This window comes from Rubrivirga aquatilis, assembly GCF_046845665.1.
Lineage (GTDB): Bacteria > Bacteroidota > Rhodothermia > Rhodothermales > Rubricoccaceae > Rubrivirga.
On the sequence record NZ_CP177355.1, the window covers coordinates 1,118,225 to 1,145,123 of the forward strand.

Sequence of the window (26,899 nt, forward strand, 5' to 3'; positions counted from 1 at the left end):
CGGGTGGGTCCGAGAGCCGCTGAGCGCAAGCACTGAGGGACGGTTCGGGGAATGGCACGAGCCCCCTAAAGCGTCCGCTCTTCCACCGGGAGAGGGACAACCGATAGGTCGGCGTAGCCAGGGTGAGGGGCCAGAGGGGTGCCATTCAAGCGCCGCCCCATGGATCCCCGCCTGCGCGGGGATGACTCACATTTGAGGGGTTGGCTCTCCCAAACAGTCTCTCACGAGCGCAAGCAGTGCAGATGCCGCAGGATGCGCTTGCGCTCCTGCGCTACTCGCCGCCCGGCGGCCGCACGTCGACCAGGCCGGGGCTCCGGCGGAGGTACTCGTCGTAGAGCTCGGTCTGGCGCGAGACGAGCGGGATCATCAGACCGTCGATGAACACGGCCGTGACCTGGGTCGCCGGCTCGAAGGGGTCGCCGTCGGCGACGAAGAGCGTGCCCGCCTTGCCGACCTCGATGGAGCCGAGGTGGCCGTCGACGCCGAAGATCCGCGCGGGGACGATCGTGATCGCCTCCAGCGCGGCCGCCCGGTCGAAGCCGAGCTCCTGGCCGTAGGCGACCGCGAAGCCGGCGTGGAAGGGCAGGTTGCGGTAGTTCTGCATCCCGTCGTCGGTACGGAGCGCGACGGCGATGCCCGCCTGCGCCATCAGCGCGGCGTTCTGGTACGTCCGGTCGTAGCGGTCGCTGGCGCGCGTCGGCATCCCGGTGACCGGCCCGGTGACGACCGACAGGCCGGCCTCGGCGATCTTGTCGGCCACGCGCCAGCCCTCGGCGGCGCCCGTCAGCACGGCGTTGAGGTTCTTGCCGTCGAGCCAGTTGAGAGCGGCCACGATGTCGGCGGCCGTGTTGGCCTCGACGAGCAGCATCTGCTGGCCGCGGACGACGGGCAAGAGCGCGGCCATCTCGGGCTGGTACGGCATCTCGCCGCCCCTCCCCGCCGTCCGCGCCGAGTCGATGCGGGCGTAGAGCATGGCCTGCTCCCAGGTCTCGTCCAGCGCCTCCAGCGCCTCCTTGGCGGCCTTGTCGATGGCCTCCTGGTCGCGGCGGTCGAAACGGCCCCGGCGGCCCGACATCGGGAAGTTGAGGACGACGCCCTCGAACCCGGTCGCCAGCTGGTCCGGCGTGTAGCCGTGCAAGTCGACGAGCGCGGCCGTGCCGGGGAACAGGCCGCCCCGGGGGACCGCGAGCGCCGTCGTGACGCCCGCGACGCGCGTCAGCGGGAGGTGGACGCTCGACGGGTTGATGGCCGTGAGCGCCTTCATCTGGGGCACCACGTTGCCGAGCTCGTTGAAGTCCTGGGTCTCGGAGACCGACCCGATCTCGGACAGGCCGATCCGGGTGCCGGCGTCGATAAAGCCGGGGTAGACGGTCCCGCCGTCGCACGAGACGGTCCGGGCGCCAGCCGGCACGGCGGCGTCGCCGACGGCGGCGATCCGGCCGTCTTCGATCACGACGGTCCCGCGCTCGATCGTGCCGCGTGTGATGGTCTCGATGCGGCAGTCGGTGAGCGCGAACGTGCCGCCGGTGGCGCGGTACTGCGCGCCCTGGGCGCTGGCGGGGATCGCCAGCAGGGCGGCGAGGGCGAAGAGAGCGAGGCGCATGGGTCGTGCGGAAGCGTCGGGCAGAAGGGGAGCGGCCGGGGTGGGGCTACTCGCCGTAGACGAGGGCAGTGAGGTCGGTGCCGAGCATGCAGGAGGCCGAGTGGGCGTCGGACTGCGTGGGGAGCGCGGTGATCTCCTCCTCGGGGTCGACGTACAAGCGCTGGTCGTCGCCGTCGCGCATCCGGTCGAACCGGGCGACGCCGTCGACGAAGGTGTAGTCGACGCGGGCGTAGACCGACATCGGGGAGGCCGTGAACACGGCGAGGTCGCCGTCCTTCCCGACCTCGATTGAGCCGACGCGGTCGTCGATGCCGAGCTGCCACGCGGGGTTGAGCGTGACGAGCGCAAGCGCCTCCTGGTCGCTGAGCCCGCCGTAGCGCTGGGTCTTGGCGGCCTCGTGGTAGAGGTAGCGCAGGAGCCCGGCGTCGTCGGAGTTGACCGACGTGCGGACGCCGTTCTGGGTCAGGATCGTGGCGTTGTACGCCGACGAGTAGGCCACCTCCATCTTGTAGTTGGCCCAGTCCGAGAACACGCTCGCGCCGGCGCCAAACGCCGCCAGCTCGGGCGCCACCTTGAAGGCCTCGTTCGCGTGCTGGAACGTCAGCCGCTCGATGCCGAAGTCGCGGAAGACGTCCATCAGCATCAGGATCTCGTCGGCGCGGTAGCTGTGGCAGTGGACGAGGACGTCGCCGTCCAAGATGTCCGCCAGCGTCTCCATCCGCCGGTCGATGGGCGGGAGGGGGTGGCGCGCGGCGGCGGCGGCCTGCTGGCGGGCGCGGTAGGCGCGCGCTTCGGTGAACGCCTCGCGGTAGACCTGCTCGATGCCCATCCGCGTGCTCGGGCGGATGCCCCGGCCCCGGCCGTGGACGCGCGTCGGGTTCTCGCCGAGCGCGAACTTGATGGTGCGCGGGGCGCCCTCGAAGAGGAGCCCGTCGGGGTCGGCGGTGCCCCAGCGGAGCTTCAACGTCTCGTTTTCGCCGCCGACCGGGTTCGCCGAGCCGTGCATCACGTGGATGCTCGTCACGCCGCCCGCCAGCGCCCGGTAGATCCCGATGTCCGACGGGTCGACAGCGTCGCGCATCTGGACCTCGGCGACGATCGGGTTGCTCGCCTCGTTCACCGACGACAGCGCGATGTGGCTGTGCGCGTCGATGATGCCGGGCGTGACGTGGCGGCCGGTCACGTCGATCACGGCCGTGCCGCGTGGGGCGTCGAGGCCGGTGCCGATGCGGGCGATGCGCCCGTCGACGACGAGCACGTCGGTGTTCGGCATCGCCGGGCCGGAGACCGGGTGGACGGTGCCGCCGCGGAGGAGCACGGAGCCGCGCTCGGAGGCGGGCGGGAGGTCGGCCGGGGTCTGGGCAGACGCCGCGCCCGCGACGAGCGCGAGGGCCAGGAGGAGGAATCGGGTCATCAGTCGTCGGTGGTCGGTTGTCGGATCTCAGTCGGAGGGCAGGGCGCCCCCGCCTCACTCATCACTCGTTACCCATCACGCCTCACCCGCCCGGGCGCTTGGTGGCCGTGAAGGGGAGCGAGCCGAAGCCGGCGACCTCGGCGGTCCCCTCGAACTCGTCGTCGGTGACGATGCCGGAGATGGTGATGGTGCCCATGTCGGGGTCGTTGGAGACCATCGTCAGGGCGTTGCCCTCGACCTCGACCGACGCGAACGGATTCGTGTCGCCGTCGCTCGTGATCGAGCCCGACAAGTCGTCGCCGGAGCCGGTGATGGTGAACGTGCCGGACTGCGTGCCGCCGGGCGTCGAGACCTCGAAGTCCCACGTCCCGACCACGTCGACGACGGCGTCGGGGTCGGCGCCCTCCGGCCCGCTCGCGTCGATCTCGTAGCCGATGCCCTCCACGAAGACGTGGCGCACGGCGACGGAGTCGGTAAAGAGCGGGCCGTCGGTCAGGACGAGGTTCGCCAGCTTGCCGACCTCGACCGTGCCTAGTTCGCGCCCCAGGCCGAGGAGTTCGGCGGGCGTCGTGGTAAGGGCCGCGAGCGCGTCGTCGGGCGCGAGCCCGGCGCGGACGAACCGGACGAGGGACGTGTGCACGTCGGCGGGCTTGACCTCGAAGGTGCCGAAGGCGAACGGGATGCCCGCCTCGGCCATCAGCGCGGGGCTCCGCTCGGTCCGCGCGATCGCGACGCGGCGCTGGTCGGAGAGCGCCGCGTTCTCGGCCTCGGCGTCCTGGTACGAGACGATCCGGCGGTTGCTCAGGAAGGAGACGGCGCCGGGCGTGGTCGAGGGCAGCTCGCGGGCGGCGGCCGTGCTGTCGACCTCGACGGAGTCGGCGAGCGCGAGCGGGGCGAAGACGGCGACGTCGTCGGCGGAGAGCCGCTCGATCAGCGGGGCGGCGTCGCCGAGCCCGGCCAGGATCGGCGCCAGCCCCATCTCGTCGCTCGCGCGGAGCGCGCGGAAGCCCTCGAGCCAGCCGTCGATCACGAACACGAACTGGCGGTCGCCGTCGAGGAGGGTGCCGACGGCGTCGAGCACGGGGTCGAAGCGGGGGCGGGCGGCGCCCTCGGCGGCCTGGTCGTAGGCGGTCCGCCCGGCGCGGCGGCGGCGCGCGTTCTCGACGGTCTCGCGCATCACGGAGAGCACGCCCATCGGGGTGCCCGGGTAAACGCCCGAGGCGGGGTCGATCTGGGCGACGAAGCTCATCGCGTCGGTGAGCACGAGGGCCTCGGCGGGCTCGCGGCGCTGGGCCTCGCGCATCAGCACGACGGCGCCCTGCCCGGCGAACAGGCCGTCGCGCGGGGCGACGTGGGCGGCGGTGAACCCGGCCTCGCGCAGCGCCTTGATGCGGGAGTCGCCCGCGTCGAAGGTGGCGCGGACGTCGCGGTCGGGCGTGATGCCGGCGCGGTCGCGCGGCGGGTCGCCGCGGTCGCCGGTGTAGTCCTCGGGGTCCTCGGGCTTGGGGACGCCCGCGTACCCGAAGGCGTCGACGAACCCGGCGTAGACGGTCAGCGAGTCGCCCTCGACGACCTCGGCGTCGAACGGCACGGCGGCGTCGCGGCCGACGGCGACGATCCGGCCGTCGCGGACGACGACGGTCGCGCGGTCGAGCACGCGGCCCGGCGCGACGACCACGCGGGCGTTTGTGATGGCGGCGGCGCGCGTCACGGGCCGCAGCGGGGTGTCGGCGCTGATGCCCTGTGCGAGGGCGGGGGCGGCGAGGGCGAGGGCCGCGACGGCGGCGAGACAGGCGCGAACGGTCATCAGGTCGGGGCGGGGATGCGTGAAGGTAACGGGGAGTGGGAGCGGCGTGAGGCCTCATTGAATCCTGAGGGCGCTGATGCCAGCAGGTGGGCTGGCGTTGCCCGTAGACCTCGCCCCACCCTCTCGGCCCTGCCGCCCTGAGCGGGGGGGCGCAGCCCGGACCCGAACGCGGAGCCAAGAAGCGCGCCTGCCCCCGCGACCGCAGAGCGACGGCACAGCCAAGGCGGGGGCGGAGCCGAGGATCTCCGGCGAGTACGGCGCGTCGGCCATCGCTCGCACCGTAGAGCCGAGGCCACGTCGCACCAGAGACCCTTCGACGTCGCTCAGGATGACGAATGACGGGGCTTGAGCCCGCCTTGCCCCTCACCGGGCCTCTCCAGAGGGGGGGGGGACGTGGTAGGCCTGGATTCCGCGAGCGATCGGGGCTCGCGCCAGCAGCGCGCTATTGGGCGAAGACGCCAGTCTCCCGCGCCAGCGACGCGGCGGCGGGCGTGACGATCTGGCCCTCAGCGACGCGGATCTGGCGATGGCCCAAGCGGGCCTGCCGCACGTCGGTCTCGGTGATGACGCGGCGGTCGATGGTGAGCGGTCCGGTCCGGTCCGGCTCAGCGGCGTCGTCGAGTGTGTCGAGGACCAAGCCGGGGAGCCACCGCGCGGTCTCGGGGCGGCCCGCCGCCAGCCACAGCGCGCGGTCGATCTCGACGGCAGGGTCTGGCCCGTCGGCGACGGCCACCATCGCCGCGAGCGGGCCCAAGGCGACGGCGGCGCGGTTCGGGACGTTCCAGGCGCGCCGCAGGCCGCCGGGCAAGACGAGCCGCGAGCCGACGGCCGTGGGCTCCACCGAGGCGCTGGCGCCGACCGGCCCGCGCAGCACGACCGACCCGCCGAGCGCATCCGCGTCCGTCGCGTCCAAGACGAGCGCGAGCGCGGCACCCGTCGCGACCGGGATGCGGGCGACGACGTGGCCGAGGCGGACGACCTCGACCGTCGCCGACGGCCCGAGCGTGGCGCGGTCGCCGAAGAGGGTCGCCAGCGCCTTGGCGGGCACGACGGCACGCGAGCCGATCGCGCGGACCGGGAGGGCGTCGGGCCTCACGCCGCGCCCCGAGCGCCGGGCAGGAAGCGGGCCTCCACGTCCAAGATCTTCTGGACGCGGCGGGCGTGGCGCCCGCCCTCGAAGTCGGTCGCGAGGAACTCCGCAAGCACCCGCTTCGAGACCTCGACGCCCATCGTCCGGCTGCCCAGCGTGAGCACGTTCGCGTCGTTGTGCGCGCGGGCATTGAAGGCGGCGAACGTGCTCGGGCACAGCGCCGCACGGACGCCCGGCACCTTGTTGGCCACGATCGCCGACCCGACGCCGACGCCGTCGATCATCAGACCCTGCGCGACGTGCCCGAGGTGGACGAGCCGGGCGACGGCGTAGGCGAAGTCGGGGTAGTCGACGCTGTCGGTGGAGTTGGTGCCGAGGTCGGTGACGGTCCAGCCCAGGCTCTGGGCGTGGGCGACGAGCGCGTCCTTGTGGTCGAACCCGGCGTGGTCGCAGGCGACCGCCAGCGTCTTGGCGGGCGCGCTCGGCTGGCGGGGCGGGTCGGCCGGCGTCGCCGCTGGCGTGCCGGCGTCGGTGACGAACGCGAGCCCGTGATCGCGGGCGGTGTCGCGCGCGAGCGCCGTGATGAGCGTGCCCTGGGGCACCGCCAGCGTGGCGTGGCCCGCGGCGAGGGCGTCGAGGACGGTTCGTTCAGAGACGAGACGAGGCATGGGGGAAGCTCGCTACGCTCGCAGGGAAAGGGGCACGGGGGATGAGGAAAGGGGCAGAATGCCTGTGGGGAGCACCGGCGGTGGAGAGGAGGCTGGCAACCGGAGCGTCTGCGCGCAAGGCGCCTTGGAAATTCCCTTGCCGCTTGCCCCTTGCCCATCCCTCACCGACGTTTCGCCCGGGAGGCCCCGGTCTCCGGCTAGCTTCCGCACGTTCCACGATCCACGTCCCCGAATGGCTTCGACGCAAGATTTCCGCAACGGCCTCGTCCTGAACTGGAAGCACGACCTCTGGCAGATCATCGAGTTCCAGCACGTCAAGCCCGGCAAGGGCGGCGCGTTTGTGCGCTCGAAGCTCAAGAACGTCCGCAACGGCAAGGTGGTCGACAACACGTTCCGGGCCGGCGAGAAGGTCGAGACGGCGCGCGTGGAGCGCCGCGACATGCAGTACCTCTACGAGGACGACCTCGGGCTCCACTTTATGAACACCGAGACCTACGAGCAACGCTCGCTCCGGTCCGACATGGTGCAGAAGAAGGACCTGATCAAGGAGGGCTCGAAGGTGATCATCCTGGTCGACGCCGGGACGGAGGAGCCGCTGACGGTCGAGCTGCCGCGCCAGGTGGACCTCGCGGTGACGCAGACCGACCCCGGGCTCAAGGGCGACACGGCGACTGGTGCCACCAAGCCCGCCGTGATGGAGTCCGGCGCGACGATCTACGTTCCGCTGTTCATCAACGAGGGCGACATCATCCGCGTGGACACGGAGGCGTCGAGCTACATCACGCGCGTCACGGCGGCGTAGCGGCGGCGGCCGGGCGGCGCTGTGCGTCCGGCCCGGCTCGCGGCCGACAGCGTCGAAGGAGCGCGCGTTCGCGCTCGGGGTGTCCGTAGCTTCGGGGCCCTCTCGCGTGCCCGACCCCGTCCCCATGGACATGGACCTCGACAAGATCCAACGCCTCCTCGAACTCGTCGCTGAGAGCGGCCTGGACGAAGTGAAGGTGGAGGAAGGCGATTTTAAGCTGACCGTCCGCGCCAAGGCGCGCGTCGGGGCGGCTCCCGCCGCGCCCCAGATGATGATGGCGGCGCCCGCCGCCGCGCCTGCCGCCGCACCCGCTGCGCCCGCCGCCCCCACTCCGGCCGCCCCTGCGGCCCCCGCCGAGCCCGGCGCCGGCGCCAACGAGTCGCTCGTGCTGGCGCCCATCGTGGGCACGTTCTACGCGGCGGCCTCGCCGGACTCCGACCCGTTTATCAAGGTCGGCGACCGCGTCGAGGTGGGCCAGACGCTGTGCATCATCGAGGCGATGAAGCTGATGAACGAGATCCAGGCCGAGGAGGCCGGGACCATCACGCAGGCGCTCGTCGCCAACGCCCAGCCCGTCGAGTACGACCAGCCGCTGTTCGTCATCGAGAAGTAGATCGTAGGCCGTGGCGCGGAGTCCTTCGGACCGCCCCCACGCTCTACGTCCCACGCTCTACGCCTGCTATGATCAAAAAAGTCCTCATCGCCAACCGCGGCGAGATCGCGCTCCGCATCATCCGGACCTGCCGCGAGATGGGGATCGCCACGGTCGCCGTCTACTCCACGGCCGACCGCGACACCTTGGCGGTCAAGTTCGCCGACGAGGCCGTCTGCATCGGCCCGGCGCCGTCCGCCAAGAGCTACCTCCATATCCCGTCGATCATCGCGGCAGCCGAGGTGACCGGCGCCGACGCGATCCACCCCGGCTACGGGTTCCTGGCTGAGAACGCCGAGTTCGCGCGGATCTGCCAGGACCACGACCTGACGTTCATCGGGCCCCGGCCCGAGACGATCTCGTCGATGGGCGACAAGTCGGTTGCCAAGGACACGATGCGGGCGGCGGGCGTGCCGGTCGTGCCCGGCTCCGCCGGTGCCGTCGCGAGCGTCGCCGAGGGGCTGGCGGCGGCGCGCGAGGCCGGCTTCCCGGTGATGATCAAGGCCTCCGCGGGTGGCGGCGGCAAGGGCATGCGGATGGCGTCGAACGAGGCTGAGTTCGAGAAGCTCTTCGTCGCGGCGGGCACCGAAGCCATGAACGGCTTCGGCGACGACCGGCTCTACATCGAGAAGTTTGTCGAGGAGCCGCGCCACATCGAGATCCAGCTCGTCGGTGACGGGCAGGGCACGGTCGTCCACTTCGGCGAGCGCGAGTGCTCCATCCAGCGCCGCCACCAGAAGCTGCTCGAAGAGGCGCCCTCGCCGATCATGGACGCCGACCTGCGGCGCCGCATGGGCGAGGCGGCCATCGCGGGCGCGGCGGCGGTCAACTACCGCGGCGCGGGCACGGTCGAGTTCCTGGTCGACAAAAACCGGGACTTCTACTTTATGGAGATGAACACCCGGATCCAGGTCGAGCACCCGGTGACGGAGGAGGTCACCAACACCGACCTCATCGAGTGGCAGCTCCGGGTGGCGGCGGGCGAGAAAATCGACACGGGCGACAAGCCCCTCGTCGGCCACGCCATCGAGTGCCGGATCAACGCCGAGGACCCGTTCCGCAACTTTGCGCCGAGCCCCGGCACCATCACGGCGTTCCACAGCCCCAAGGGCCGCGGTGTCCGGTGCGACACCCACGTCTACGCCGGCTACACGGTCCCACCGACGTACGACTCGATGATCGCCAAGCTCATCGTCCACGACACGACGCGCGAGCGGGCCATCGCCAAGATGCTCCGCGCCCTCGACGAGTTCATCATCGAGGGGCTCAAGACGACCGTCCCCTTCCACCAGCAGCTGCTCCAGGACCCCCGCTTTGTCGCGGGCGACTTCGACACGAAGTTCCTCGAGCGCTTCGAGCTCACGCCTCCGGCGTAGGGATCGGGGACGAGGGACGGTGGGGACTGGGGCGAAAGCCGTGCCTCCCATCCCTGTGCTCCCAGTCCCTCTAGTCCCCACCGTCCCTCAGTCCCCGATCCCATGGATTTCCCGTCTGACCTCCGCTACACGAAGGACCACGAGTGGGTCCGCCTCGACGACGACGGCTTGGCCGTCATCGGCATCACCGACTACGCGCAGGGCGAGCTGGGCGACATCGTGTTCGTCGAGATCGAGGGCGTCGGCACCGAGGTCGAGGCGGAGGGCTCCTTCGGGACCGTCGAGGCCGTCAAGACGGTCTCCGAGCTGTTCGCGCCCATCGCCGGTACGATCGAGGCCATCAACGAGGGTCTGGAGGACGCGCCGGAGACGGTCAACAGCGACCCGTACGGCGACGGCTGGATGGCCAAGATCCGCCCCGCCGACGCCTCGGCGATCGACGGGCTGCTCTCGGTCGAGGCGTACAAAGAGATGATCGGCGCCTGAGAGGGCAAGGGGCAGGAGGGATGAGGCAAGGGGCTTCTCACCGTCTGCCCCCTTTCCCCTTCCCCCTTCCTACTTCCCCCCCATGACTCACGAAACCGTCGTCATTCTCGATTTCGGGAGCCAGACGACCCAGCTGATCGCCCGGCGCGTCCGCGAGGCGGGCGTCTACTGCGAGATCCACGCGTGCACGCTGCCCGCCGCTGAGATCGCCGCGATGAACCCCAGCGGGCTCATCCTGTCCGGCGGCCCGATGTCGGTCTACGACGCCGACGGCCCCGCGCTGGACCCGGCGCTGCTGGCGCTGACGAAGCCCGGCACCGACGAGAAGGTGCCCGTGCTCGGGATCTGCTACGGCCTGCAGGCGCTGGCGCACGCCCTCGGCGGCGGCGTCGAGGCGTCGGATCACCGCGAGTTCGGGCGGTCGCCGCTGGTCTCCCACGAGGAGAACCCGCTCTTTAAGGGCGTCCCCGAGGGCTCCGTCGTCTGGATGAGCCACGGCGACCACCTGACCAAGCTGCCCGCCGGCTTCCGCGCGATCGCGGCGACCGACAACGCGCCGATTGCGGCCGTCGCCGCCGAGTCGGACTCGGGGCACGGCCCCATCTACGGCGTCCAGTTCCACCCCGAGGTGGTCCACACGGCCGACGGCGCGACGATGCTGGGCAACTTCGTCCGCGATGTGTGCGGCCTGCGCGGCGACTGGACGACGGACTCGTTTATCGACGACAAGGTGGCCCAGCTCCGCGAGCAGGTCGGCGACGACCACGTGATCCTGGGACTCTCCGGCGGCGTCGACTCGTCCGTCGCGGCAGCCCTCTTGCACAAGGCCATCGGCCGTCAGCTGACGTGCGTGTTCGTGGACAATGGCCTGCTCCGGGCGGGCGAGTTCGAGCAGGTCCAGCAGACGTTCGCCGACGGCTTCGACCTCGACTTGGTCGCCGTCGACGCCAGCGACCTCTTTCTAGACCGGCTGGCGGGCGTGGCCGACCCCGAGGAAAAGCGCAAGATCATCGGGCGGACCTTTATCGAGGTCTTCGAGCAGGAGACGAAGGCCGTCACGGAGCGCTTGGGCCGCAAGCCGCGCTTCCTGGGCCAGGGCACGTTGTACCCGGACGTGATCGAGAGCGTCTCGTTCAAGGGCCCGTCGGCGACCATCAAGTCGCACCATAACGTGGGCGGGCTGCCGGAGGAGTTGGGCTTCGAGCTTGTCGAGCCGTTCCGCGAGCTGTTCAAGGACGAGGTCCGCGAGGTGGGGAAGGAGCTCGGCGTGCCCGACGCCATCATCCGGCGGCACCCGTTCCCCGGCCCCGGCCTGGCGGTCCGCGTGCTCGGGCCGGTCACGCGCGAGGCGTGCGACCTGCTCCGCAAAGCGGACACGATCTGGCTCGAAGAGCTGGAGTCGTCGGGCACGTATGACGACGTGTGGCAGGCCTTCGCCGTGCTCCTTCCGGTCCGCAGCGTCGGCGTGATGGGCGACTTCCGGACCTACGAGCAGGCCGTCTGCTTGCGCGCGGTCACCTCGACCGACGGGATGACGGCGGACTGGGCGCACCTGCCGTACGAGGTGCTCGGTCGGGCGTCGAACCGCATCATCAACGAGGTGCGCGGCATCAACCGCGTGGCCTATGACGTGTCGTCGAAGCCGCCGGCTACCATCGAGTGGGAGTAGGCGGGCGGTGACGGAGCGAGCGCCCCAAACGAAGACGCCCCCTGCTCCATCCGAGCAGGGGGCGTCTTCGTTTGGGGCCGAGGCGGAGGGGCTAGCTCTTCGGACCCCAGAGCCACCACGCGATCAGGCCGATCACGGGGAAGAAGAAGATCACCGCGCCCCACAGAATCTTGGAGCCGGTGTCGGCCGAGCTGTTCGCCAGCTTCACGAAGGCCAGCACGACGAAGACGACGTGGATCAGGCCGCAGACCCCGGGCCAGCCGCCCGAGACGAGCGAGAGGGCGTTGTCGCCCCCGCAGCCGGAGATGGCGACGACGAGGGCGCCGAGGGCGAGGGCGGGGAGGAGTCGGAAGCGGGTCATGGCTCGGGGGGAGGGCGGCTGGCGGCGTCGCCAGCGGGGAGAGAGGGCGCGGGCAGCGCTACTTCTGGTTGTCGCGGACGACGCGCTGGCCCCAGAAGAGGAACACCAGCAGGCCGACGACCGGCACGCAGAACAGGAGGATCAGCAGCAGCTTGGTGCCGAGCGCGAGGTACGTCTTCCAAGTTGCCAGCGCCGCCAGCAGCGCCAGCACGCCGTTCAGAACGGCGAGGAGCGTGAGGAGGAGCGTCTTGGCGAGGCCCGCAAGCGTGGCGGCCAGGGTGGCAGCGAGGATGAGGCTCATGGTGTCAGGGGGGGATCGGGCGCCCTACGGCGGGGCAAGATCGCGAGTTGCACGGGCCATCGGGGGAAACAACTATCGGGCCGGGGCTGCCCCGAAAACTCGCATACCCTCCGAGAACCCGCTGGCGGCGACACGGTAGGTTTCCGTCCCATGCACATCGCCCACCTCGACCTCGGCCCGCGTCCGCTCCTCCTCGCCCCGATGGAGGACGTGTCGGATCCGCCGTTCCGCCTGCTCTGCAAGCGGTACGGGGCGGACCTGCTGTACACCGAGTTTATCTCGTCGGGCGGGCTCGTCCACGGCGCGAAGGGCTCGGTGCAGAAGCTCGAGTTCTACGAGGAGGAGCGGCCGGTCGGCATCCAGATCTTCGGCGGCGAGATCGACCAGGTGCGCGAGGCGGCGGCGATCGCGGACGCCCAGAACCCGGACCTCATCGACATCAACTTCGGGTGCCCGGTCAAAAAGGTCGTCTGCAAGGACGGCGGGGCGGGCATCCTGCGCAACCTCGACAAGATGGAGGCCATCACGGCCGCCGTCATCGAGGCGTCGACCCGGCCCGTGACCGTCAAGACGCGACTCGGCTGGGACGACAGCTCGATCCGCATCGAGGAGGTCGCCCGGATGCTGGAGGAGACCGGCATCGCGGCGCTCGCGGTCCACGCTCGGACGCGCGCCCAGATGTACCGCGCCGAGGCGCGCTGGGAGTGGTTCCCCAAGATCAAGGCCGCCCTGCGCGACATCCCGCTCATCGGCAACGGCGACGCGTCGTCGCCCGAGCGCGTCCGTGACATGTTCGACCAGACCGGCGTCGACGCCGTGATGATCGGGCGCGCGGCCATCGGTAACCCGTGGATCTTCCGCGACACCAAGGCCTTCCTCGAGGTCGGCGAGACGCCCGACCCGCCGTCGTGGGAGGAGCGCGTGGCCGTCGTGGCCGAGCACCTGACGCTGAAGGCGGCGTGGCTCGGCGAGCGCAAGGGCGTGCTCGAGATGCGCCGGATGTACGGCGGCTACTTCAAGGGCCACCGCGGCGCCAGCCAGCTCCGGATGCGGCTCATGGAGCACAGCGACACGGCCGGCGTGCTGGAGCTGCTCCACAACTGGCGGCCGGAGGACGAGGAGACGTCGGTGCCGGTGGCGCGAGCCATCGCCAAGCCGGCCGCGATCGCGGCGCGCCTGCCCCGCCCGGCCCGGCTGCCCGAGCGCGCGGCGTAGCCTGCCTTGGGGGAAGTGGACAGGGGCGGCGCAGCACTCGAATCGGCTCCCCCCGTTTCTCGCCCGTCGTTTCGCTCAGGGGCGAGCGGCTCTCCCCCTCACGCGTGATGGGGAGAGCCGCTCGCCGGTCGGGAGATCCCCCGCTCGCGGGCGCCACGGACCACCGGGGCGGCGGGCTGGTTCGAGAGACCCCTTCCGATTGCCCCCTCTCCGATGCCCATCCGCCTCCTCCTCGCCCTCGCCCTGGTGGCCACCGGCTGCTCCACTACTGAGGAAGTCGCCCTCCCCACCGTCCCCGGCCTGGCGGTCGCCGAGAGCGACGCCGACGTGGCCACGTCCTTCGCTCGTCTGATCGCCGCCCTCGACGCTGCGGAGCCGGTCGGCATCGTCGCCCAGGTGGACCACGCCGCGAATGCCGCGATGGCCGAGCTCAGCTTGCGCCCGACGCGCGTCGTCCTGTTCGGCAACCCGGCGCTGGGCACGCCGCTGATGCAGGCCAACCCGCAAGCAGGCCTCGACCTGCCCCAGAACCTGCTGGTCTACGAAGACGCCGAGGGCCGGACCGTGGTCGGCTACAACACCACCGACTACCTCGCCCGCCGCCACGGCCTTGAGTCCGTCGCCACGCTGTCCCAGATCGACGGGGCGCTGGCGAGGTTCGCCCTCACCGCCGCAGGCGACGACGCGGTGATCGCCCCGACCTCGGCCGTCGGTGTCGTCCGCGATCAAGGCGTCGTCTCCGTCGCCAGCGACGACGACGTGGCGACGGTCTACGCCCGCTTGCGAGCCGCCATCGACGGCAACCCGAACCTGACCATCGTCGCTGAGCTGGACCACCAGGCGAATGCGGCGTCGGTCGGGATGACGCTCCCGCCGATCCGGCTCGTCGTCTTCGGCAACCCGGCACTCGGGACGCCGCTGATGCGGACGGGGCAGACGGTCGGGATCGACCTCCCGCAAAAGATGCTCGTCTACCCGTCCGCCAGCGGGGGCTCCGTCGTGGCGTACAACGACCCGGGCTACCTCGCGAGCCGCCACGGGCTGGGGACGCCTGCCGAGGTGGCCACCATCCGCGGTGCGCTCGACGCGCTCGCGACGGCGGCGACGGAGTAGCGCGGGCCGGCGAGCGCGGCTAGACTCCGGGCCCCACCCGCCCCTGTCGTGATGCGCCTCGTTCTCCTCCTCGCCGCCCTGCTTGCGGCCCCCGTCGCCGCCCAGACGCTCGTCCACTGCGGCACGCTCCTCGACCCGGCGACGTCCGCCGAGCCGATGCAACAGCGCACCGTCGTCGTCGCCGACGGCCGCGTCGCCGAAGTCGCCGAGGGCTTCCGCGCCCCGACCGCCGGCCAGACCGTCGTCGACCTGCGCGCGGCGACCTGCATGCCCGGCCTCATCGACAGCCACACGCACCTGACGAGCGAGAGCCGCAAGGACGGCTACATCGACGGGTTCCGGCTCGACGCCGCCGACCGCGTGCTCCAGGCCGTCCAGTTCGCCCGGTCCACGCTGATGGCCGGCTTCACGACCGTCCGCGACGTGGGCGGCGGCGAGGGCGCCGACTACGCGCTCCGGGACGCCATCAATCGGGGCGACATCGAGGGCCCCCGGATGTTCGTCGCCGGCAAGAGCCTGTCCATCATGGGCGGCCACGCCGACGCCACCAACTCGTACCGCGAGGACCTCGTCGGCGTCCCGGATGAGACCACAGGCGTCGTCAACGGCGTCGAGTCGGCGCAGCTGGCCGTCCGGCTGGCGATCAAGCGCGGCTCGGACCTGATCAAGTTCACCGCGACCGGCGGCGTGCTGTCGCTCCAGGGCGACGGCACGGGCGCCCACTTTACCGAGGCCGAGATGCGGGCCATCATCGAGACCGCGAATGCGCGCGGGCTGACCGTCGCGTCGCACGCCCACGGCGACGCCGGCATGGCGATGGCCGTCCGCGCGGGTGTCTCGTCCATCGAGCACGGCACCTACATGTCCGACGCCACGATGGCGCTGATGCGCGAGCGTGGCACGTACCTCGTCCCGACGATCACCGCCGGCAAGTCGGTCGCCGACTCGGCCCGGATCGAGGGCTACTACACACCCGTCGTGACCCAGAAGTCGCTGACGATCGGGCCGCTTATTCAGGACACCTTCCGCCGCGCCTATGCCGCCGGCGTGCCCATCGCCTTCGGGACGGACGCGGGCGTCTTCCGCCACGGCCGCAACGCGCGCGAGTTCGTTTACATGGAGGAGGTCGGCGTCCCGTTCATGGAGGCGCTCCGCTTCGCGACGGTCAACGCCGCCGACCTGCTGGGCCGGAGCGACCAGCTCGGCGCGCTCCGGCCCGGCCACACTGCCGACCTGGTGGCCGTGATGGGCGACCCGCTGTCCGACGCGAGCGCGATGCTCGACGTGGCGTTCGTGATGAAGGACGGCCGCGTCGTTAAGCGCGACGGCGCGTTCGTGCCCCACCCCGCGCGGGCGGAATAGCCAGTCTAGTCGATCGGTCGGGGCGTAGTGCGATACGCCCCGACGGGTAGCCGGGTGAGTCGCGGGCTCCTGCTTGCGGGTGGCCTCGGCAGTCGGCAGGGACACACCGCCGGTGTGTCCCTGCATCTCGGCACTGGCGCAATACGCTATGACCGCCGCCGCGCGTCTTGTGCTCGCGCGATCAGCCGGGCGCGTCGCAAGCCGAGCACGGCCCGCTCGTGGCGCAGGTCCGAGCGGCGCTGGCTCAGCATTTGCCCGTGGCGCGCCGTCGCGCTCGCGACCGCCTGGTGCTCGCCGCTCCGTTCCGCCAGCGCGTCGTTCCAGTCCCAGAGCGACGCCGCGTCGGCCTCTAGCCGGTCGGCCTGGCGGCGCAGTCCGGCGACCGCGTCGGCGTAGGCGCGGCGCGCGCGCGGGCCGCTGCGGTAGCGGATCAAGTCGTCGTACATCGCCTGCACGCGGCCGGACTCGATCTGGAACCGCCGCCGGTCGGCGTCGAACGCCCGGGCGCGGGCGCGGTATGCGGCCCGGTCGGTGTCGGGGAGGTTGAGATAGCGGAACGTTTCGCGGACGCCCGCGATGTCGCGGTCCAACTCGGCGATCTCGTAGTCGAGCGTTGCGAGCCGGCGGTCGATGGCCGCGACCGTGCGGAGTTGGTCGGCCGGGTGCGTCGGCGTGACGCGCATCCAGCGCGAGGCGACGGTGTCGTCGGCGTGCCGATGGATGTGCTGGGCGCTGGCGGCGGTGGTCAGCCCGAGGGCCAGCAGCAGGGTAGAGGCGAGAATGCGCATCGGGACGAGAGGAAGAGAGGCCCACAGTGTAGAGCGCGCGCCCTCCCCGGCCACCCCGCGATCACTCAGTTTTTCGCGCCCGCACCAAGGCCTCGTCGACGCCCCACAGCAGCAGCGACAGGCTCGCGAGCACCGCCAGCGCGCCGATCGGTTGCCAGATCACGAACCCGCCGACGACGCCGAGAATCGCGCCGAGGTACTTGATGTAGTTGAGCTGCTCGTTCGAGGTCGACTTGAGGAGCCCTTCGAGCTGGCCCTCGTCGAACTGCCGCGCGCGCTCCGAGATCATCGTCCGCACGTCGAACCCTTCCACGAACGACAAGACGGCCGTGGTCGCCGCCTCCTCGATCTCATCGGCGCGCGCCTCCACCTTCGCCGGGACCGCGTCGAGCGCGTGGTCGATCCGGTCGAGCAAGGGCGCCACGGCGTCTGGCAGTTCGTCCAGCGCGCGGTCGACGCGGCGTTGGAAGTCGTCCTCGGCGAACGTCCGGTAGAGCCGCAGCGCGACCCCGCCGATCCCGCCGCCCGCCTGCTGCTCCACCTTCTCGACCGCCAGCCGCGCGACTTCGCGGCGGACGGGCTCGGACCCGAGCACCTCCTGTGCGTAGTCCTGCGCCAGCCGCTTGAGGTCGGTTCGGAACGACGGGTCCTCGACGACGCCGCGCACCACGCCGAGCGCCAAGTCGCGGTACCGCCCGATCACGCCCGACTCCTGGATCCGCTGCTTGATGATGTCGGCGTTGATGAGCTCGCGCGAGATCGCCTCCGACAGCCGGTAGATCACGCGCTCGCGCTGGGCCGGGATCAGGCCCTGCGGGATGATGGCCCGCTTCTGGCGCGGCTGGAACAGCATCGTGATCGCCAGCCAGTTCGTCCCGAACCCGATCAGCCCGCTGACGGTCAGCACGCGCATCAGTCCGTCCACCGCCAGCTCCTGCCCGAGCACGCGGACGCTCATCCCCGGGAAGTCCCACCAGAAGCTGGCGACGAACAGCACGGCCAGCCCGTACGGGATCACGCGCAGGAACGGGATCAGCTGCCCCACGCGGCCCACCATCCGAGGCGGCCCGGTGTCGGGGACGGCCTCGCGCGGCGCCTCCTCGGGCAGGTGGTCCTTCCCGTAGCGCACGACGAGCTGCACCAGCTCGCGGCCCCTGTCCTTCGTCACGCTCTTGGCCGTCTCCACGATCGGCGACGGCACGACGGGCCTGGCCACCGGGTCGACGACCCGCTCCGGGAGCGCGTCGCCAGGCTCTTGCGGCGTCGTCGGTGGCGACGGCGAGGGGCGGGCGGGCGGGTCGGGGCGTCGGGACGGGGCCTCGCCGGGCTCGGCGGGCGGGGCCGGTACCGGCGCGCGCGGGGCCTCAGGGTCGGTGGCGGGCGCGTCGTCGGGAGGGGGCGTCGCCGAGTCGGCCAGGCCCGTGGTGTCGACGGACGGGTCGGTAGTGCCGTCCGATAGGTCGGTAGTGCTGGCGGACGGCCCGGAGTCGCTGTCCGGTTCGGGCCGTCCGCCAGCAGTCGGCGACCCCTCACCCTGGCCCTCTCCCCGGGGGAGAGGAGGCGCCGTCGCCCGGCCGGTGATCTTCAGTCCGTCGTCCGTGGTCTCCGGCTCCGGCAGCGGGGGCGGGTCGGGGAGGGCAAACGGGTCGGGCGCGTCGTCGTCGGCGAGCGTGTCGAGGTCGGGGAGGCCCGGGACGGGGACGTAGCGGCGGGGGCCGGAGGGGCGGTCGTCGGGCATCGGTGCGGGAGGGGGCGGGGGCTCCTACGCCAGACCAAGGCGCGAGGCTTCACGGGCCATCCCGTCGATCACGATCTGGATGAGATCGTCCAGCTCCACGCCCAACTCCTCCGCGCCCTGGCGGATGTCGTCGCGGCTGACGGCCGCGGCGAACCGCTTGTCCTTGAGCTTCTTCTTGACCGAGCGAGGCGTCATCCCCTCCATCCCCCCGGGCCGCACGTGGGCGACGGCCGTCACGAAGCCCGCCAGTTCGTCGACCGCGAACAGCGCCTTCGCCATGTCCGTCTCGCGGGCGACCCCCACGCGGGGGACGTGCCCTAGGATGGCCGTCCGGATCTCTTGGTCGTACCCCAGCCGCTCCAACTCCTCGACCCCGATGTGGGGGTGGCGGTCGGCCTCCGGGTAGCGCTCGTAGTCGAGGTCGTGCAAGAGCCCCGCGATGCGCCAGCGCTCCACGTCCGCGCCACGCTGCCGGGCCACCTCGGCCATCGCCGCTTCCACGGCAACGCCGTGGCGTCGCAGGCTGTCGCCCGTCGTCCACTCGTGGAAAAGGGCGAGGGCGTCGGAATACGAGGGCATGGGGAACGGGGAAAGGGGAATGGGCAGAAATGCGGGCGGCGTCGGGAAGGAAGGGGAGAGGCTGAGCACGGCCCGCTCTGCCCGTGCCCCGTTCCTCATCCCCCATCCCCCGCTCGCGCCGCGAGCCCCGGCCCGCCGTAGCGCTCGAACCAGGCCAGGATGTAGCCCACCTTGCGCATCAGGCCCGACGGCCGCGAGGCGATACCGTGGCTGGCACCCGGGACGCGGACCAGCGCCGTCGGGACGCCCTCCAACTGGAGCGCTTGGTAGAACTGCTCCGACTCCGACATCGGCGTCCGCGTATCGTCCTCGCCGGTCAGCAGCATCGTCGGCGTCGTCACGTTCCCGACGTACGCCAGCGGCGACCGGGCCCAGTAGCCCTCGGGGTCCTCCCAGGGGAGCTTGTCGAACCAGTACTTGGCGCCGAACACGTACGAGTCCGCCGTCCCGACCCAGCTCGTCCAGTTGATGACCGGCTTGGCGACGACGGCCGCCGCGAACCGGTCGGTGTGGCCGACGATCCAGGCCGTCAGCACGCCGCCGCCCGAGCCGCCGGTGACGTAGAGCCGGTCCGGGTCCACGTAGCCGCGCGCGACGACGGCGTCGACGCCGCTCATCAGGTCGTCGTAGTCCTGGCTCGGGTACGCGTGGTGGATCAGGTTGCCGAAGTCCTCGCCGTAGCTCGTCGAGCCGCGGGGGTTCGTGTACAAGACCACGTAGCCCGCGGCGGCCATCAGCTGGACTTCCATCGCGAAGCGCGGGCCGTAGTTGGCGAACGGGCCGCCGTGGATCTCCAGGATCAGCGGGTACTGGCGAGACGGGTCGAAGCCGGGCGGCGTCACGACCCAGCCCTCGATCTCGCGGCCGTCGGCCGACGACGCGAAGGTGATCTCCTCGACAGCGCCCAACGTCCGCTGTGCGAACAGATCCGCGTTGAGGGTCGTCAGCCGCCGGACCGCGCCGCCGTCGAGCGAGACCACGGCCACGTCCGCCGGGTGCGCACCCGAGGTGAGCGTGAACGCCGCGCGCCCGCCGCCGACGGAGAACGAGCCGCCGCCGTACGGCCGCCCGATCGACTGCCCGCCCACATCCGAGGCGATCACGCGCAGGTCCCCCCCGTCGGTCGCCACTGCCAGCCGCGTCGTGCCGCCGTCGTCGTAGGCGACGACGAGGTCGCTGTCGGCCGTCCACGTCGGGTCCTGGAGGTCGCGGTCGAGCCCAGGCAGGAGCCGGTCGGTGGCCTCCCCGTCGCGGACGTAGAGGTTGGTGAGCTGGTAGCCGAGGCGGCGGTCGTCGGAGCCGAGGTACGCGATCGAGCCGTCGGGCCCGACGGTCGGGCTGCGGTCGGCGCCACGGCGGTTTGTCAGCGCCGTCATCCGGCCGCTGGCGAGGTCCACGCGCCACAGCTCCGAGTCGCCCGGGTCGAGCTCCGCGCCGTCGCGGCGGTCCGACGAGACGACGAGCGCCGTGCCGTCGGGCGTCCACCCCGGCGCCCCGTCGATGTCGTACGGGCCCTCGGTGACCGCGCGCGGGGTGCCGCCCTCGGCGGGGACCACGAACAGCTGGCGGTTGCCGGGTTTCACGTAGCCCGACCCGTCGTTCCGCCAGCCCACGCGCTCGACCTCGACGGGCGCATCGGCCCAGGTGGCGCCCTCCGGCGGGCCGGGGAGCGTCGCTAGGGGCGTGTCCTCTCCCTCGACGAACCGCGTGAACGCGAGGTGCCGGCCGTCCGGCGACCACGCGACGCCGCCGGGCGCCGACGCCAGCCGGGCGACCGGCACCGTCACACCCGTCGCGAGGTAGCGGACCATCAGGTGCCGCCGGTCTTCGTCCTCGTCCTTCGCCACATACGCCAGCCGCGTCCCGTCCGGCGACCACTGCGGGCTGCTGGCGTCGACGCCCGTCACGAGCGGCTGGTGGCCGGTCCCGTCCGTGTTCACCCTCCACAGGTCGCCGCGCACACGGTCGGTCTGGACGTCGAGCCGGTTGCGGCGGTAGACGACCGTCGCGCCGTCGGGCGAGATCTGCGGGTCGGAGGCGTACTCGAGTTCGAACACGTCCATCAGCCCGAGCGGCGGCGGGCTCTGGGCGTGGGCGGCGGTGGCGACGACGAGGAGGGCGAGAACGAGGCGCATCACGCGAGCGGAGGTGGGGTCTCGCAAGATTACGCGGCCTCCCCGTCCCCTGCACGCCAACTCCTCCCACCTCGGCGCCGAGACGGGCGCGTCAATCCCGTCGTGGCACGTAGTCGAGGGGCAGGAGGTCGGCGACCCGCTCCCAGTCCCAGTATCCAAAGTGCTGAACGGCGGCCGGGTCCGCGAAGCGGCCGTCGGGCCGGAGCCGGAGCACGCCGTCGTCGGCCGCGAGCCACGAGACCTGTGTGTCGCCGCCGTCCGGCCGGCCGTCGCGTTCGCCGTGGTACTCGACCCGGATCGCCCCGCCGATCTCGACCCGCCCGCCGTCGCCGTCCGAGACCACGTCGTCCGGCCCGACCCGAGCGTCGTCCGGGCGGCGGAACAGCTTGCGGCGGACGAATCCCATCACGCTCTCGCCTGCGCCGGGCTCGCGCACGCGGCGGGCGACGAACCCCTCGGCCTCCAACGTCCCCGCGAGCAGGGCGCGTGCAAAGTGCCGCCGGGAGCCCCGGTACGCGGCCTCCCGGGCGGCCTCCACCTTGGGCGCGCACGCCGGGGCGCAGAGGTCTTGGAAGAACAGCGTGCCGTCCCAGGCCGTCCCCGACCCGTCGGCCACGAGCGCAAAGTCGAAGACGGCGAGGTCGAACCCGAGTGCGTCGTTGCGGACCGTGAACGAGCTCGCCGCTGTGGCCCGGAGCCCGTGGGTGACCGTCAGCGCCGCGTCGATCCGCTCCGGGTCGACGATCGTGGTTCGCTGGGCGTTGGGCGTCGCACCCAAGAAGACGCGCTCGAACACGTCCACGGCGCGGAGCCAGTCCTCGTCGGCCTCGGTGACGACCTCGACCGCTCCGAGCCCTAGCGCGGCGGGGGCCAGTCGGAACGCAACGGTCTCGGCGTCCTCCGCTCCCCCTGCGACCGTGGCATGCGCCGTCTCGTATCCCAAGATCGAGGCCGAGACCGCGAACGGGCCCGCCCCCTCGATCTCGAACGCGTAGGCGCCATCGCGGTCTGTGGCGTCGCCGCGCGTCGTGCCAGAGACGAAGACGTTGACGCCCGGGAGGGGCGCGTCCGTCTCCGCGTCCACCACCCGCCCCTCAACCCGGACGGTCTGGGCAGCGGCGGTCGGGGGTGTGCTCGCTGCGAGGGCCACGAAGAGCACGAGGGCCCAGCCGGATCCATGAAACGTCATCGGCACGAAGCGGCGGGGTGGACTGCGAGCAGAAAGGGGCGCGAAGGTACGTGGGCCGTCGCTCCGCTAAAACACCTTGACGACGCCGTCGAGCTCGCCGAGGTAGCGGCCCGGGTCCGCTTGTAGGTCTTGCAAGATCTGCTGGATCGAGGTCGCCGTCGCGTTCAGGTTGTAGTACAGCGACGGGTCGCGGAGGAGCAGACCGACCGTCCCGTTCGGCGAGTTGAGCGTCGAGTCGAGCCCGGCCGTCAGCGAGGTCAGCGTCTCGGTGAGCGCCGTCAGCTGGACGAGCTGCTGGTCGGCCCGGCGCAGCGCCGACGACAGGTTGTTAACGGCCGCCGTGACCGAGTCCGCGTTCGTCTCCGCCAGCAGGCGGACCGTCCCCGAGGTGGCGACGACGTCGTTGCCGACGATGACGGAGAGGTCTTCCACGTTGCGGCCGACGCGGTCCGCGACGCCGCCGGCATTCGCGGCGGCGCCTTCCAGCGACGCCAGCGTCCGGTCGATCCGGCCCTGCTCCTCGGTCACCAGCTTGACGCTGGCCTGCGACAGGAAGCGGAGCTGCGCCAGCAGGCTCTCGATGTCGCCGCCCGAGTTCTGCAGGATGCGGTCGAGCGTCGTGAACGTGTTGACGGCGCCGATGAGCGCCGTGTCGGCCCGGGCCGTCAGCGAGTTGGACTCGCCCGCGATCAGGTCGAAGATGTCGGGCGTGGTCGACGCGATGAGGGTGTCGCCGGGCGCAAGTGGGTTGCCCGCGCTGGCGCCCTGGGGCGGCGTGATCTCGATGTTGACCTCGCCGAGCGCGCTGATCCCCGAGGTCTGCACCGTCGACCCGCGCGGGATCTCGACGTCGCCGTCGATGGAGAGGTCGACGAACACGCGCCGCGCGTCGGTGCCTAGGCGCACGTCGCGGACGTCGCCGACGCGGACGCCGTTGAGCCGCACGAGCGCGCCCGGCGCCAGCCCCTGCGCGTCCTCGAACACGACGACGACGGTGTAGCCCGCCCCGAAGAGCGGCTGCCCGGACAGGAACCGGACGCCGAAAAAGATGAAGGCGGCCGAGAGCAGCACGGCCAGGCCGACCTTGAGTTCGTTGGTCATGGGGGGAGCGTGGGGGGGCGTCGCGCGGGCGACGCGCTACGCGGTCTGCGACGGAACGCCGATCTTGTACTCGTTGGCGCGGACGAAGGCGACGAGCGCCGGGTCGGTGGCGTGGTGGAGGTCCGAGACGGTCCCGGTCCAGCGGATCGTGCCCTCGTGGACGAAGGCGACGCGGTCGGCGATCGACAGGACCGAGTGCATGTCGTGCGTCACGACGATGCTCGTCGTGCCCATCGTCGAGCCGAGCCGCTGGATGAGCTCGTCGATCGTGTTCGAGGTCTCCGGGTCGAGGCCCGAGGTCGGCTCGTCGTACAGGATGTACTTGGGCTCGATGGCGATCGCGCGGGCGAGGGCGACGCGCTTTTGCTGGCCGCCCGAGAGCTCGGCGGGCTTCTTGGGGCCGGCGTCGGGCAGCTCGACGAGCTCCAGACATTCGCTCGCGCGGGCGGTCACCTCGGCGGGCGTCAGCTCGGTGAACGTGCGCAGGGGGAACTCGACGTTCTCGCGCGCCGACATCGAGTCGAACAGGGCGCCGCCCTGGAAGAGCACGCCGAACTTGCGGCGGACCTGGCGGAGCTCCGAGTACGTCAGCTCGTCGAGCGGGGCGCCGTCGACGACGACGCGGCCGGTGTCGGGTTTGAGCAGCCCGATCACATGGCGCATCAGGACGCTCTTGCCCGAGCCGCTCCGCCCGATGATGCACGTGACCTCTCCGTCGGGCACGTCGAGGTCGACGTCCCGCAGCACAGGGACGCCGTCGAAGGCCTTGGAGAGATCGCGGATCTGGATCAAATCGGTTGAAGGTGGAACGTGAGGGCGTGAAACGCGGGGTCGGAACGGGGCGAACCTTCCGCGTTCAACCCCGCACGTTCAACGTCACAGGAGGATCGCGGCGCAGATGTAGTCGGCGAACAGGACCCAGACGCAGCCGAGCACGGCGGCGCGCGTGGTCGCCCGGCCGACGCCCTCGGCGCCGCCGCCGGCCTGGTAGCCGGTGTAGCAGGCGATGGAGGTGATGACGAACCCGAAGACGAGCGACTTCACGAGCCCGAAGAACACGTCGTAGGGCCGGAAGAACAGGCGCGCGCCCTCCCAGAACGTCTGCGTCGTCAGCACGCCCGACGCCTCGGCGACGACGGACCCGACGCTCATCCCGACCGTGGCCGCGACGACGTAGAGGACGGGGAACATCAGGATCCCCGCCAGCACGCGCGGCACCACGAGGTAGCTCCGGCTGTTGAGCCCCATCGCCTCCAGCGCGTCGATCTGCTCCTTGACGCGCATCGTCCCGATCTCGGCCGCGATCCGCGCGCCGACGCGCCCGCACAGCACGAACGCCGTCACGAGCGTGCCCAGCTCCAGCAGGATCGACTGCTCGGCGAACGTGCCCACAATCGAGACGGGCAGCAGCGGGTTCTCGAGCTGGTAGATCGCCTGCACCACGACCACGCCGCCCGAGAACGCCGTCGCCAGCGCCACGATCGGGATCGAGTCGATGCCGACCTGGACCATCTGGGTCGCCAGGTTGCGGGCGTAGAGCGACGGGCGCAGGTCGCGTGGCAGGTTGAAGGCCCGCGCCAGCAGCACCCAGTACGCCCCGAAGCCCGCGAGCAGGCCCCTCGGCACCTCCAGCAGGGTCGCGAGCGTGGCGCGGACAGGGTGTTGGACTTCCATGGGTGACGGACGGGTGGCAGTCGGCGACGCGACCTTACGCGGCGAACCTACGGGCGCCCAACGACGGCGGCTCGCGCCCGGTCCCCCGTCGCCGTTTCTCCACGGCCCACCTCGGTACATGGTACGGGGTACCGCATCGCGAACGGTCCCGCCGGCGACCGCCCTCTCCTCATCCGTACTCCGACCCGGGTACCCCGCACCTCATCTTCCCCATGGCCAAAGCGAAAACCCAGTACGTCTGCCAGGACTGCGGCCACACCACCCCCCGTTGGGCGGGTCAGTGCAGTGGGTGCCGCGAGTGGAACACGCTCGTCGAAGAGGCCGTGCCGAGCACGGTCAAGGCGCCCGTGATGCGGAGCGGGCTCGGGGCCAAGGCCGCTTCGGGGAGCGCGCCCCGGATGGCGGGCGCGTATGGCAGCGCTCGGCCCCAGCGCCTGCGCGACGTGACCGTCTCCGAGCGGCACCGCCTGCCGACGGGGCTGGGCGAGTTCGACCGCGTCTTGGGCGGCGGGGCGATGGTCGGGAGCCTGATCCTGGTGGCGGGCGACCCCGGCATCGGCAAGTCCACGCTGATGACGGAGCTAGGGCGCGGGCTCGACGGCAGCACGCTGCTCTACGTCACCGGCGAGGAGAGCGCCCAGCAGGTCAAGCTCCGCGCCCGCCGCATGGGCATCGACCCGGATGGCCTGTTCCTCTTCCCCGAGACGAACGTCGAGGCGATCCTGGCCGCGGCCTACGACCTGCAGCCGGACTTTATGGTCGTCGACTCGATCCAGACGGTCTACCGCCCAGATCTGACGAGTGCGCCCGGTTCGGTCGCCCAGGTGAGGGAGTCCACGGCGGCGCTCCTCGACGTGACGAAGACGCTGCCGACGACGACGTTCCTGATCGGCCACGTCACCAAGCAGGGCTCGATCGCAGGCCCGCGCGTCTTGGAGCACATGGTCGACACCGTCCTCCACTTCGAGGGCGACCGGCACCACGCGTACCGCATCCTGCGCGCGGTCAAGAACCGGTTCGGCGCGGCGAACGAGCTGGGCGTGTTCGAGATGCGCGAGGGCGGGCTCAAGGAGATCGGCAACCCGAGCGCCCTTTTCCTGAGCGAGCGCCAGTTCGGCACTTCGGGCTCGTCGGTCGTCTGCGCGATGGAGGGGACGCGCCCGCTCTTGGTCGAGGTCCAGGCCCTCGTCACGTCGTCGAGCTACGGGACGCCGCAGCGGACGACGACGGGCTTCGACGCCAAGCGGCTGCAACTGCTGCTGGCGGTCTTGGAAAAGCGCGAGGGCCTGCGGTTCTCGCAAGCGGACGTCTTTCTGAACGTGGCCGGCGGTGTCCGGCTGGAGGAGCCGGCGGTCGACCTGGGCGTGGCGCTCGCGGCGGCGTCGTCGCTCCGCGATGTGCCGCTCGACTCGGGGACCGTCGCGGTCGGAGAGCTCGGCCTGGGCGGCGAGGTCCGGGCGGTGAGCCGGATTGAGGCGCGGCTGGCGGAGATCCGCCAACTCGGCTTTGAGCGGGCGCTCATCCCGAAGGCGAACACGAAGGGTCTGAAGGTGCCCGACGGGCTCGAGATCTTGCCCGTCCGCAAGCTGGCGGAGGCGCTGGCGCTGGTGGCCTAGCGCCAGCGGGCGCGCCACGGCGCCAAGCTGTTCGATATCACGCCGCCCCCCCGAACACGTCATCCCGAGCGGCGCGAGGGATCTCAGCGAGACCCTCTCGTTCGCGACAACGGAAGGATGGACTCGAGGGTTGTGCTGAGATCCCTCACATGCGTTCGGG

Annotated in this window: 24 protein-coding genes; 9 read left to right on the top strand and 15 right to left on the bottom strand. The window is 71.5% G+C overall.

The genetic code is table 11. From position 1 onward, the window contains the following. Positions 1–271: 271 nt before the first annotated feature. The 5 genes from ACLII4_RS04890 to rpiB form a co-directional block, all read right to left on the bottom strand. The gene (locus tag ACLII4_RS04890) at positions 272–1,603 is read right to left on the bottom strand and encodes an amidohydrolase family protein (RefSeq protein WP_412069774.1); all 1,332 of its coding nucleotides are present in this window, start codon (positions 1,601–1,603) and stop codon (positions 272–274) included. Between the two features lie 46 nt (positions 1,604–1,649). Then, positions 1,650–3,017, bottom strand: coding sequence for an amidohydrolase family protein (locus ACLII4_RS04895; protein WP_412069775.1), 1,368 nt, complete (start codon positions 3,015–3,017; stop codon positions 1,650–1,652). 82 nt (positions 3,018–3,099) lie between these two features. Continuing rightward, on the bottom strand, positions 3,100–4,824 hold the full coding sequence (locus tag ACLII4_RS04900) for an amidohydrolase family protein (protein WP_412069776.1): 1,725 nt from the start codon (positions 4,822–4,824) through the stop codon (positions 3,100–3,102). A 442-nt stretch (positions 4,825–5,266) separates the two neighbouring features. Then, a complete protein-coding gene (locus ACLII4_RS04905) occupies positions 5,267–5,920 on the bottom strand; it encodes a hypothetical protein (RefSeq protein WP_412069777.1) in 654 nt (217 codons plus the stop codon). Next, positions 5,917–6,582 carry a ribose 5-phosphate isomerase B gene (gene rpiB / locus ACLII4_RS04910; protein WP_412069778.1) on the bottom strand — a complete coding sequence of 222 codons (666 nt, stop codon included), beginning with the start codon at positions 6,580–6,582 and terminating at the stop codon, positions 5,917–5,919. Before rpiB ends, ACLII4_RS04905 begins: the two co-directional genes overlap by 4 nt. A gap of 232 nt (positions 6,583–6,814) precedes the next feature. Between rpiB and efp the strand changes: the two genes are divergently transcribed. The 5 genes from efp to guaA all read left to right on the top strand — a co-directional run bounded on the left by efp (position 6,815) and on the right by guaA (position 11,567). After that, the gene (efp, locus tag ACLII4_RS04915; RefSeq protein WP_412069779.1) at positions 6,815–7,384 is read left to right on the top strand and encodes an elongation factor P; all 570 of its coding nucleotides are present in this window, start codon (positions 6,815–6,817) and stop codon (positions 7,382–7,384) included. A 106-nt stretch (positions 7,385–7,490) separates the two neighbouring features. Further along, entirely contained in the window at positions 7,491–7,997 is a 507-nt protein-coding gene (accB, locus tag ACLII4_RS04920; RefSeq protein WP_412069780.1) for an acetyl-CoA carboxylase biotin carboxyl carrier protein, read from the top strand. A 68-nt stretch (positions 7,998–8,065) separates the two neighbouring features. Continuing rightward, positions 8,066–9,412 (top strand): acetyl-CoA carboxylase biotin carboxylase subunit, encoded by a 1,347-nt coding sequence (accC, locus tag ACLII4_RS04925; protein ID WP_412069781.1) that lies wholly within the window; start codon positions 8,066–8,068, stop codon positions 9,410–9,412. 102 nt (positions 9,413–9,514) lie between these two features. Next, positions 9,515–9,898 carry a glycine cleavage system protein GcvH gene (gcvH, locus tag ACLII4_RS04930; protein WP_412069782.1) on the top strand — a complete coding sequence of 128 codons (384 nt, stop codon included), beginning with the start codon at positions 9,515–9,517 and terminating at the stop codon, positions 9,896–9,898. Positions 9,899–9,980: 82 nt separating this feature from the next. After that, positions 9,981–11,567, top strand: a complete 1,587-nt coding sequence (gene guaA / locus ACLII4_RS04935) for a glutamine-hydrolyzing GMP synthase (protein ID WP_412069783.1) — start codon at positions 9,981–9,983, stop codon at positions 11,565–11,567. 91 nt (positions 11,568–11,658) lie between these two features. Here guaA and ACLII4_RS04940 read toward each other — a convergent pair whose 3' ends face one another. After that, complete coding sequence (locus ACLII4_RS04940; RefSeq protein WP_412069784.1) at positions 11,659–11,928, bottom strand: PLD nuclease N-terminal domain-containing protein; 270 nt, start codon at positions 11,926–11,928, stop codon at positions 11,659–11,661. A 58-nt stretch (positions 11,929–11,986) separates the two neighbouring features. Continuing rightward, positions 11,987–12,229, bottom strand: a complete 243-nt coding sequence (locus ACLII4_RS04945; RefSeq protein WP_412069785.1) for a hypothetical protein — start codon at positions 12,227–12,229, stop codon at positions 11,987–11,989. A 150-nt stretch (positions 12,230–12,379) separates the two neighbouring features. Between ACLII4_RS04945 and dusB the strand changes: the two genes are divergently transcribed. From dusB to ACLII4_RS04960, 3 genes are all read left to right on the top strand, one after another. After that, on the top strand, positions 12,380–13,444 hold the full coding sequence (gene dusB / locus ACLII4_RS04950) for a tRNA dihydrouridine synthase DusB (RefSeq protein ID WP_412069786.1): 1,065 nt from the start codon (positions 12,380–12,382) through the stop codon (positions 13,442–13,444). Positions 13,445–13,657: 213 nt separating this feature from the next. Then, entirely contained in the window at positions 13,658–14,557 is a 900-nt protein-coding gene (locus ACLII4_RS04955; RefSeq protein ID WP_412069787.1) for a DUF302 domain-containing protein, read from the top strand. Positions 14,558–14,608: 51 nt separating this feature from the next. After that, complete coding sequence (locus ACLII4_RS04960) at positions 14,609–15,919, top strand: amidohydrolase family protein (protein ID WP_412069788.1); 1,311 nt, start codon at positions 14,609–14,611, stop codon at positions 15,917–15,919. Between the two features lie 146 nt (positions 15,920–16,065). On the opposite strand, the gene ACLII4_RS04965 is transcribed toward ACLII4_RS04960, so the two are convergent. The 8 genes from ACLII4_RS04965 to ACLII4_RS05000 form a co-directional block, all read right to left on the bottom strand. Beyond that, the gene (locus tag ACLII4_RS04965; RefSeq protein WP_412069789.1) at positions 16,066–16,707 is read right to left on the bottom strand and encodes a hypothetical protein; all 642 of its coding nucleotides are present in this window, start codon (positions 16,705–16,707) and stop codon (positions 16,066–16,068) included. A 61-nt stretch (positions 16,708–16,768) separates the two neighbouring features. After that, positions 16,769–18,445, bottom strand: coding sequence for a DUF445 domain-containing protein (locus tag ACLII4_RS04970; protein ID WP_412069790.1), 1,677 nt, complete (start codon positions 18,443–18,445; stop codon positions 16,769–16,771). Between the two features lie 24 nt (positions 18,446–18,469). Further along, a complete protein-coding gene (locus ACLII4_RS04975) occupies positions 18,470–19,024 on the bottom strand; it encodes an HDIG domain-containing metalloprotein (protein WP_412069791.1) in 555 nt (184 codons plus the stop codon). 95 nt (positions 19,025–19,119) lie between these two features. Then, on the bottom strand, positions 19,120–21,159 hold the full coding sequence (locus tag ACLII4_RS04980; protein ID WP_412069792.1) for a prolyl oligopeptidase family serine peptidase: 2,040 nt from the start codon (positions 21,157–21,159) through the stop codon (positions 19,120–19,122). Positions 21,160–21,250: 91 nt separating this feature from the next. Beyond that, on the bottom strand, positions 21,251–22,348 hold the full coding sequence (locus ACLII4_RS04985; protein ID WP_412069793.1) for a carboxypeptidase-like regulatory domain-containing protein: 1,098 nt from the start codon (positions 22,346–22,348) through the stop codon (positions 21,251–21,253). Positions 22,349–22,414: 66 nt separating this feature from the next. Next, entirely contained in the window at positions 22,415–23,449 is a 1,035-nt protein-coding gene (locus ACLII4_RS04990; protein WP_412069794.1) for an MlaD family protein, read from the bottom strand. 36 nt (positions 23,450–23,485) lie between these two features. Next, complete coding sequence (locus ACLII4_RS04995; RefSeq protein WP_412069795.1) at positions 23,486–24,241, bottom strand: ABC transporter ATP-binding protein; 756 nt, start codon at positions 24,239–24,241, stop codon at positions 23,486–23,488. 84 nt (positions 24,242–24,325) lie between these two features. Next, positions 24,326–25,123: an MlaE family ABC transporter permease gene (locus tag ACLII4_RS05000; RefSeq protein WP_412069796.1), complete on the bottom strand. Its 798-nt coding sequence runs from the start codon at positions 25,121–25,123 to the stop codon at positions 24,326–24,328. A gap of 212 nt (positions 25,124–25,335) precedes the next feature. Between ACLII4_RS05000 and radA the strand changes: the two genes are divergently transcribed. Next, positions 25,336–26,739, top strand: a complete 1,404-nt coding sequence (radA, locus tag ACLII4_RS05005; RefSeq protein ID WP_412069797.1) for a DNA repair protein RadA — start codon at positions 25,336–25,338, stop codon at positions 26,737–26,739. The last annotated feature ends 160 nt before the right edge of the window (positions 26,740–26,899 follow it).

What these genes read in the sequence shown, in the direction of transcription:
- ACLII4_RS04965 (WP_412069789.1), bottom strand. Translation starts at nt 16,707, where the DNA reads ATGCGCATTCTCGCCTCTACCCTGCTGCTGGCCCTCGGGCTGACCACC.
- ACLII4_RS05000 (WP_412069796.1), bottom strand. Translation starts at nt 25,123, where the DNA reads ATGGAAGTCCAACACCCTGTCCGCGCCACGCTCGCGACCCTGCTGGAG.
- ACLII4_RS04990 (WP_412069794.1), bottom strand. Translation starts at nt 23,449, where the DNA reads ATGACCAACGAACTCAAGGTCGGCCTGGCCGTGCTGCTCTCGGCCGCC.
- ACLII4_RS04980 (WP_412069792.1), bottom strand. Translation starts at nt 21,159, where the DNA reads ATGCGCCTCGTTCTCGCCCTCCTCGTCGTCGCCACCGCCGCCCACGCC.
- radA (WP_412069797.1), top strand. Translation starts at nt 25,336, where the DNA reads ATGGCCAAAGCGAAAACCCAGTACGTCTGCCAGGACTGCGGCCACACC.
- ACLII4_RS04975 (WP_412069791.1), bottom strand. Translation starts at nt 19,024, where the DNA reads ATGCCCTCGTATTCCGACGCCCTCGCCCTTTTCCACGAGTGGACGACG.
- guaA (WP_412069783.1), top strand. Translation starts at nt 9,981, where the DNA reads ATGACTCACGAAACCGTCGTCATTCTCGATTTCGGGAGCCAGACGACC.
- ACLII4_RS04945 (WP_412069785.1), bottom strand. Translation starts at nt 12,229, where the DNA reads ATGAGCCTCATCCTCGCTGCCACCCTGGCCGCCACGCTTGCGGGCCTC.
- accC (WP_412069781.1), top strand. Translation starts at nt 8,066, where the DNA reads ATGATCAAAAAAGTCCTCATCGCCAACCGCGGCGAGATCGCGCTCCGC.
- ACLII4_RS04985 (WP_412069793.1), bottom strand. Translation starts at nt 22,348, where the DNA reads ATGACGTTTCATGGATCCGGCTGGGCCCTCGTGCTCTTCGTGGCCCTC.
- gcvH (WP_412069782.1), top strand. Translation starts at nt 9,515, where the DNA reads ATGGATTTCCCGTCTGACCTCCGCTACACGAAGGACCACGAGTGGGTC.
- ACLII4_RS04890 (WP_412069774.1), bottom strand. Translation starts at nt 1,603, where the DNA reads ATGCGCCTCGCTCTCTTCGCCCTCGCCGCCCTGCTGGCGATCCCCGCC.
- ACLII4_RS04955 (WP_412069787.1), top strand. Translation starts at nt 13,658, where the DNA reads ATGCCCATCCGCCTCCTCCTCGCCCTCGCCCTGGTGGCCACCGGCTGC.
- rpiB (WP_412069778.1), bottom strand. Translation starts at nt 6,582, where the DNA reads ATGCCTCGTCTCGTCTCTGAACGAACCGTCCTCGACGCCCTCGCCGCG.
- efp (WP_412069779.1), top strand. Translation starts at nt 6,815, where the DNA reads ATGGCTTCGACGCAAGATTTCCGCAACGGCCTCGTCCTGAACTGGAAG.
- ACLII4_RS04970 (WP_412069790.1), bottom strand. Translation starts at nt 18,445, where the DNA reads ATGCCCGACGACCGCCCCTCCGGCCCCCGCCGCTACGTCCCCGTCCCG.
- ACLII4_RS04900 (WP_412069776.1), bottom strand. Translation starts at nt 4,824, where the DNA reads ATGACCGTTCGCGCCTGTCTCGCCGCCGTCGCGGCCCTCGCCCTCGCC.
- ACLII4_RS04940 (WP_412069784.1), bottom strand. Translation starts at nt 11,928, where the DNA reads ATGACCCGCTTCCGACTCCTCCCCGCCCTCGCCCTCGGCGCCCTCGTC.
- ACLII4_RS04960 (WP_412069788.1), top strand. Translation starts at nt 14,609, where the DNA reads ATGCGCCTCGTTCTCCTCCTCGCCGCCCTGCTTGCGGCCCCCGTCGCC.
- dusB (WP_412069786.1), top strand. Translation starts at nt 12,380, where the DNA reads ATGCACATCGCCCACCTCGACCTCGGCCCGCGTCCGCTCCTCCTCGCC.
- ACLII4_RS04895 (WP_412069775.1), bottom strand. Translation starts at nt 3,017, where the DNA reads ATGACCCGATTCCTCCTCCTGGCCCTCGCGCTCGTCGCGGGCGCGGCG.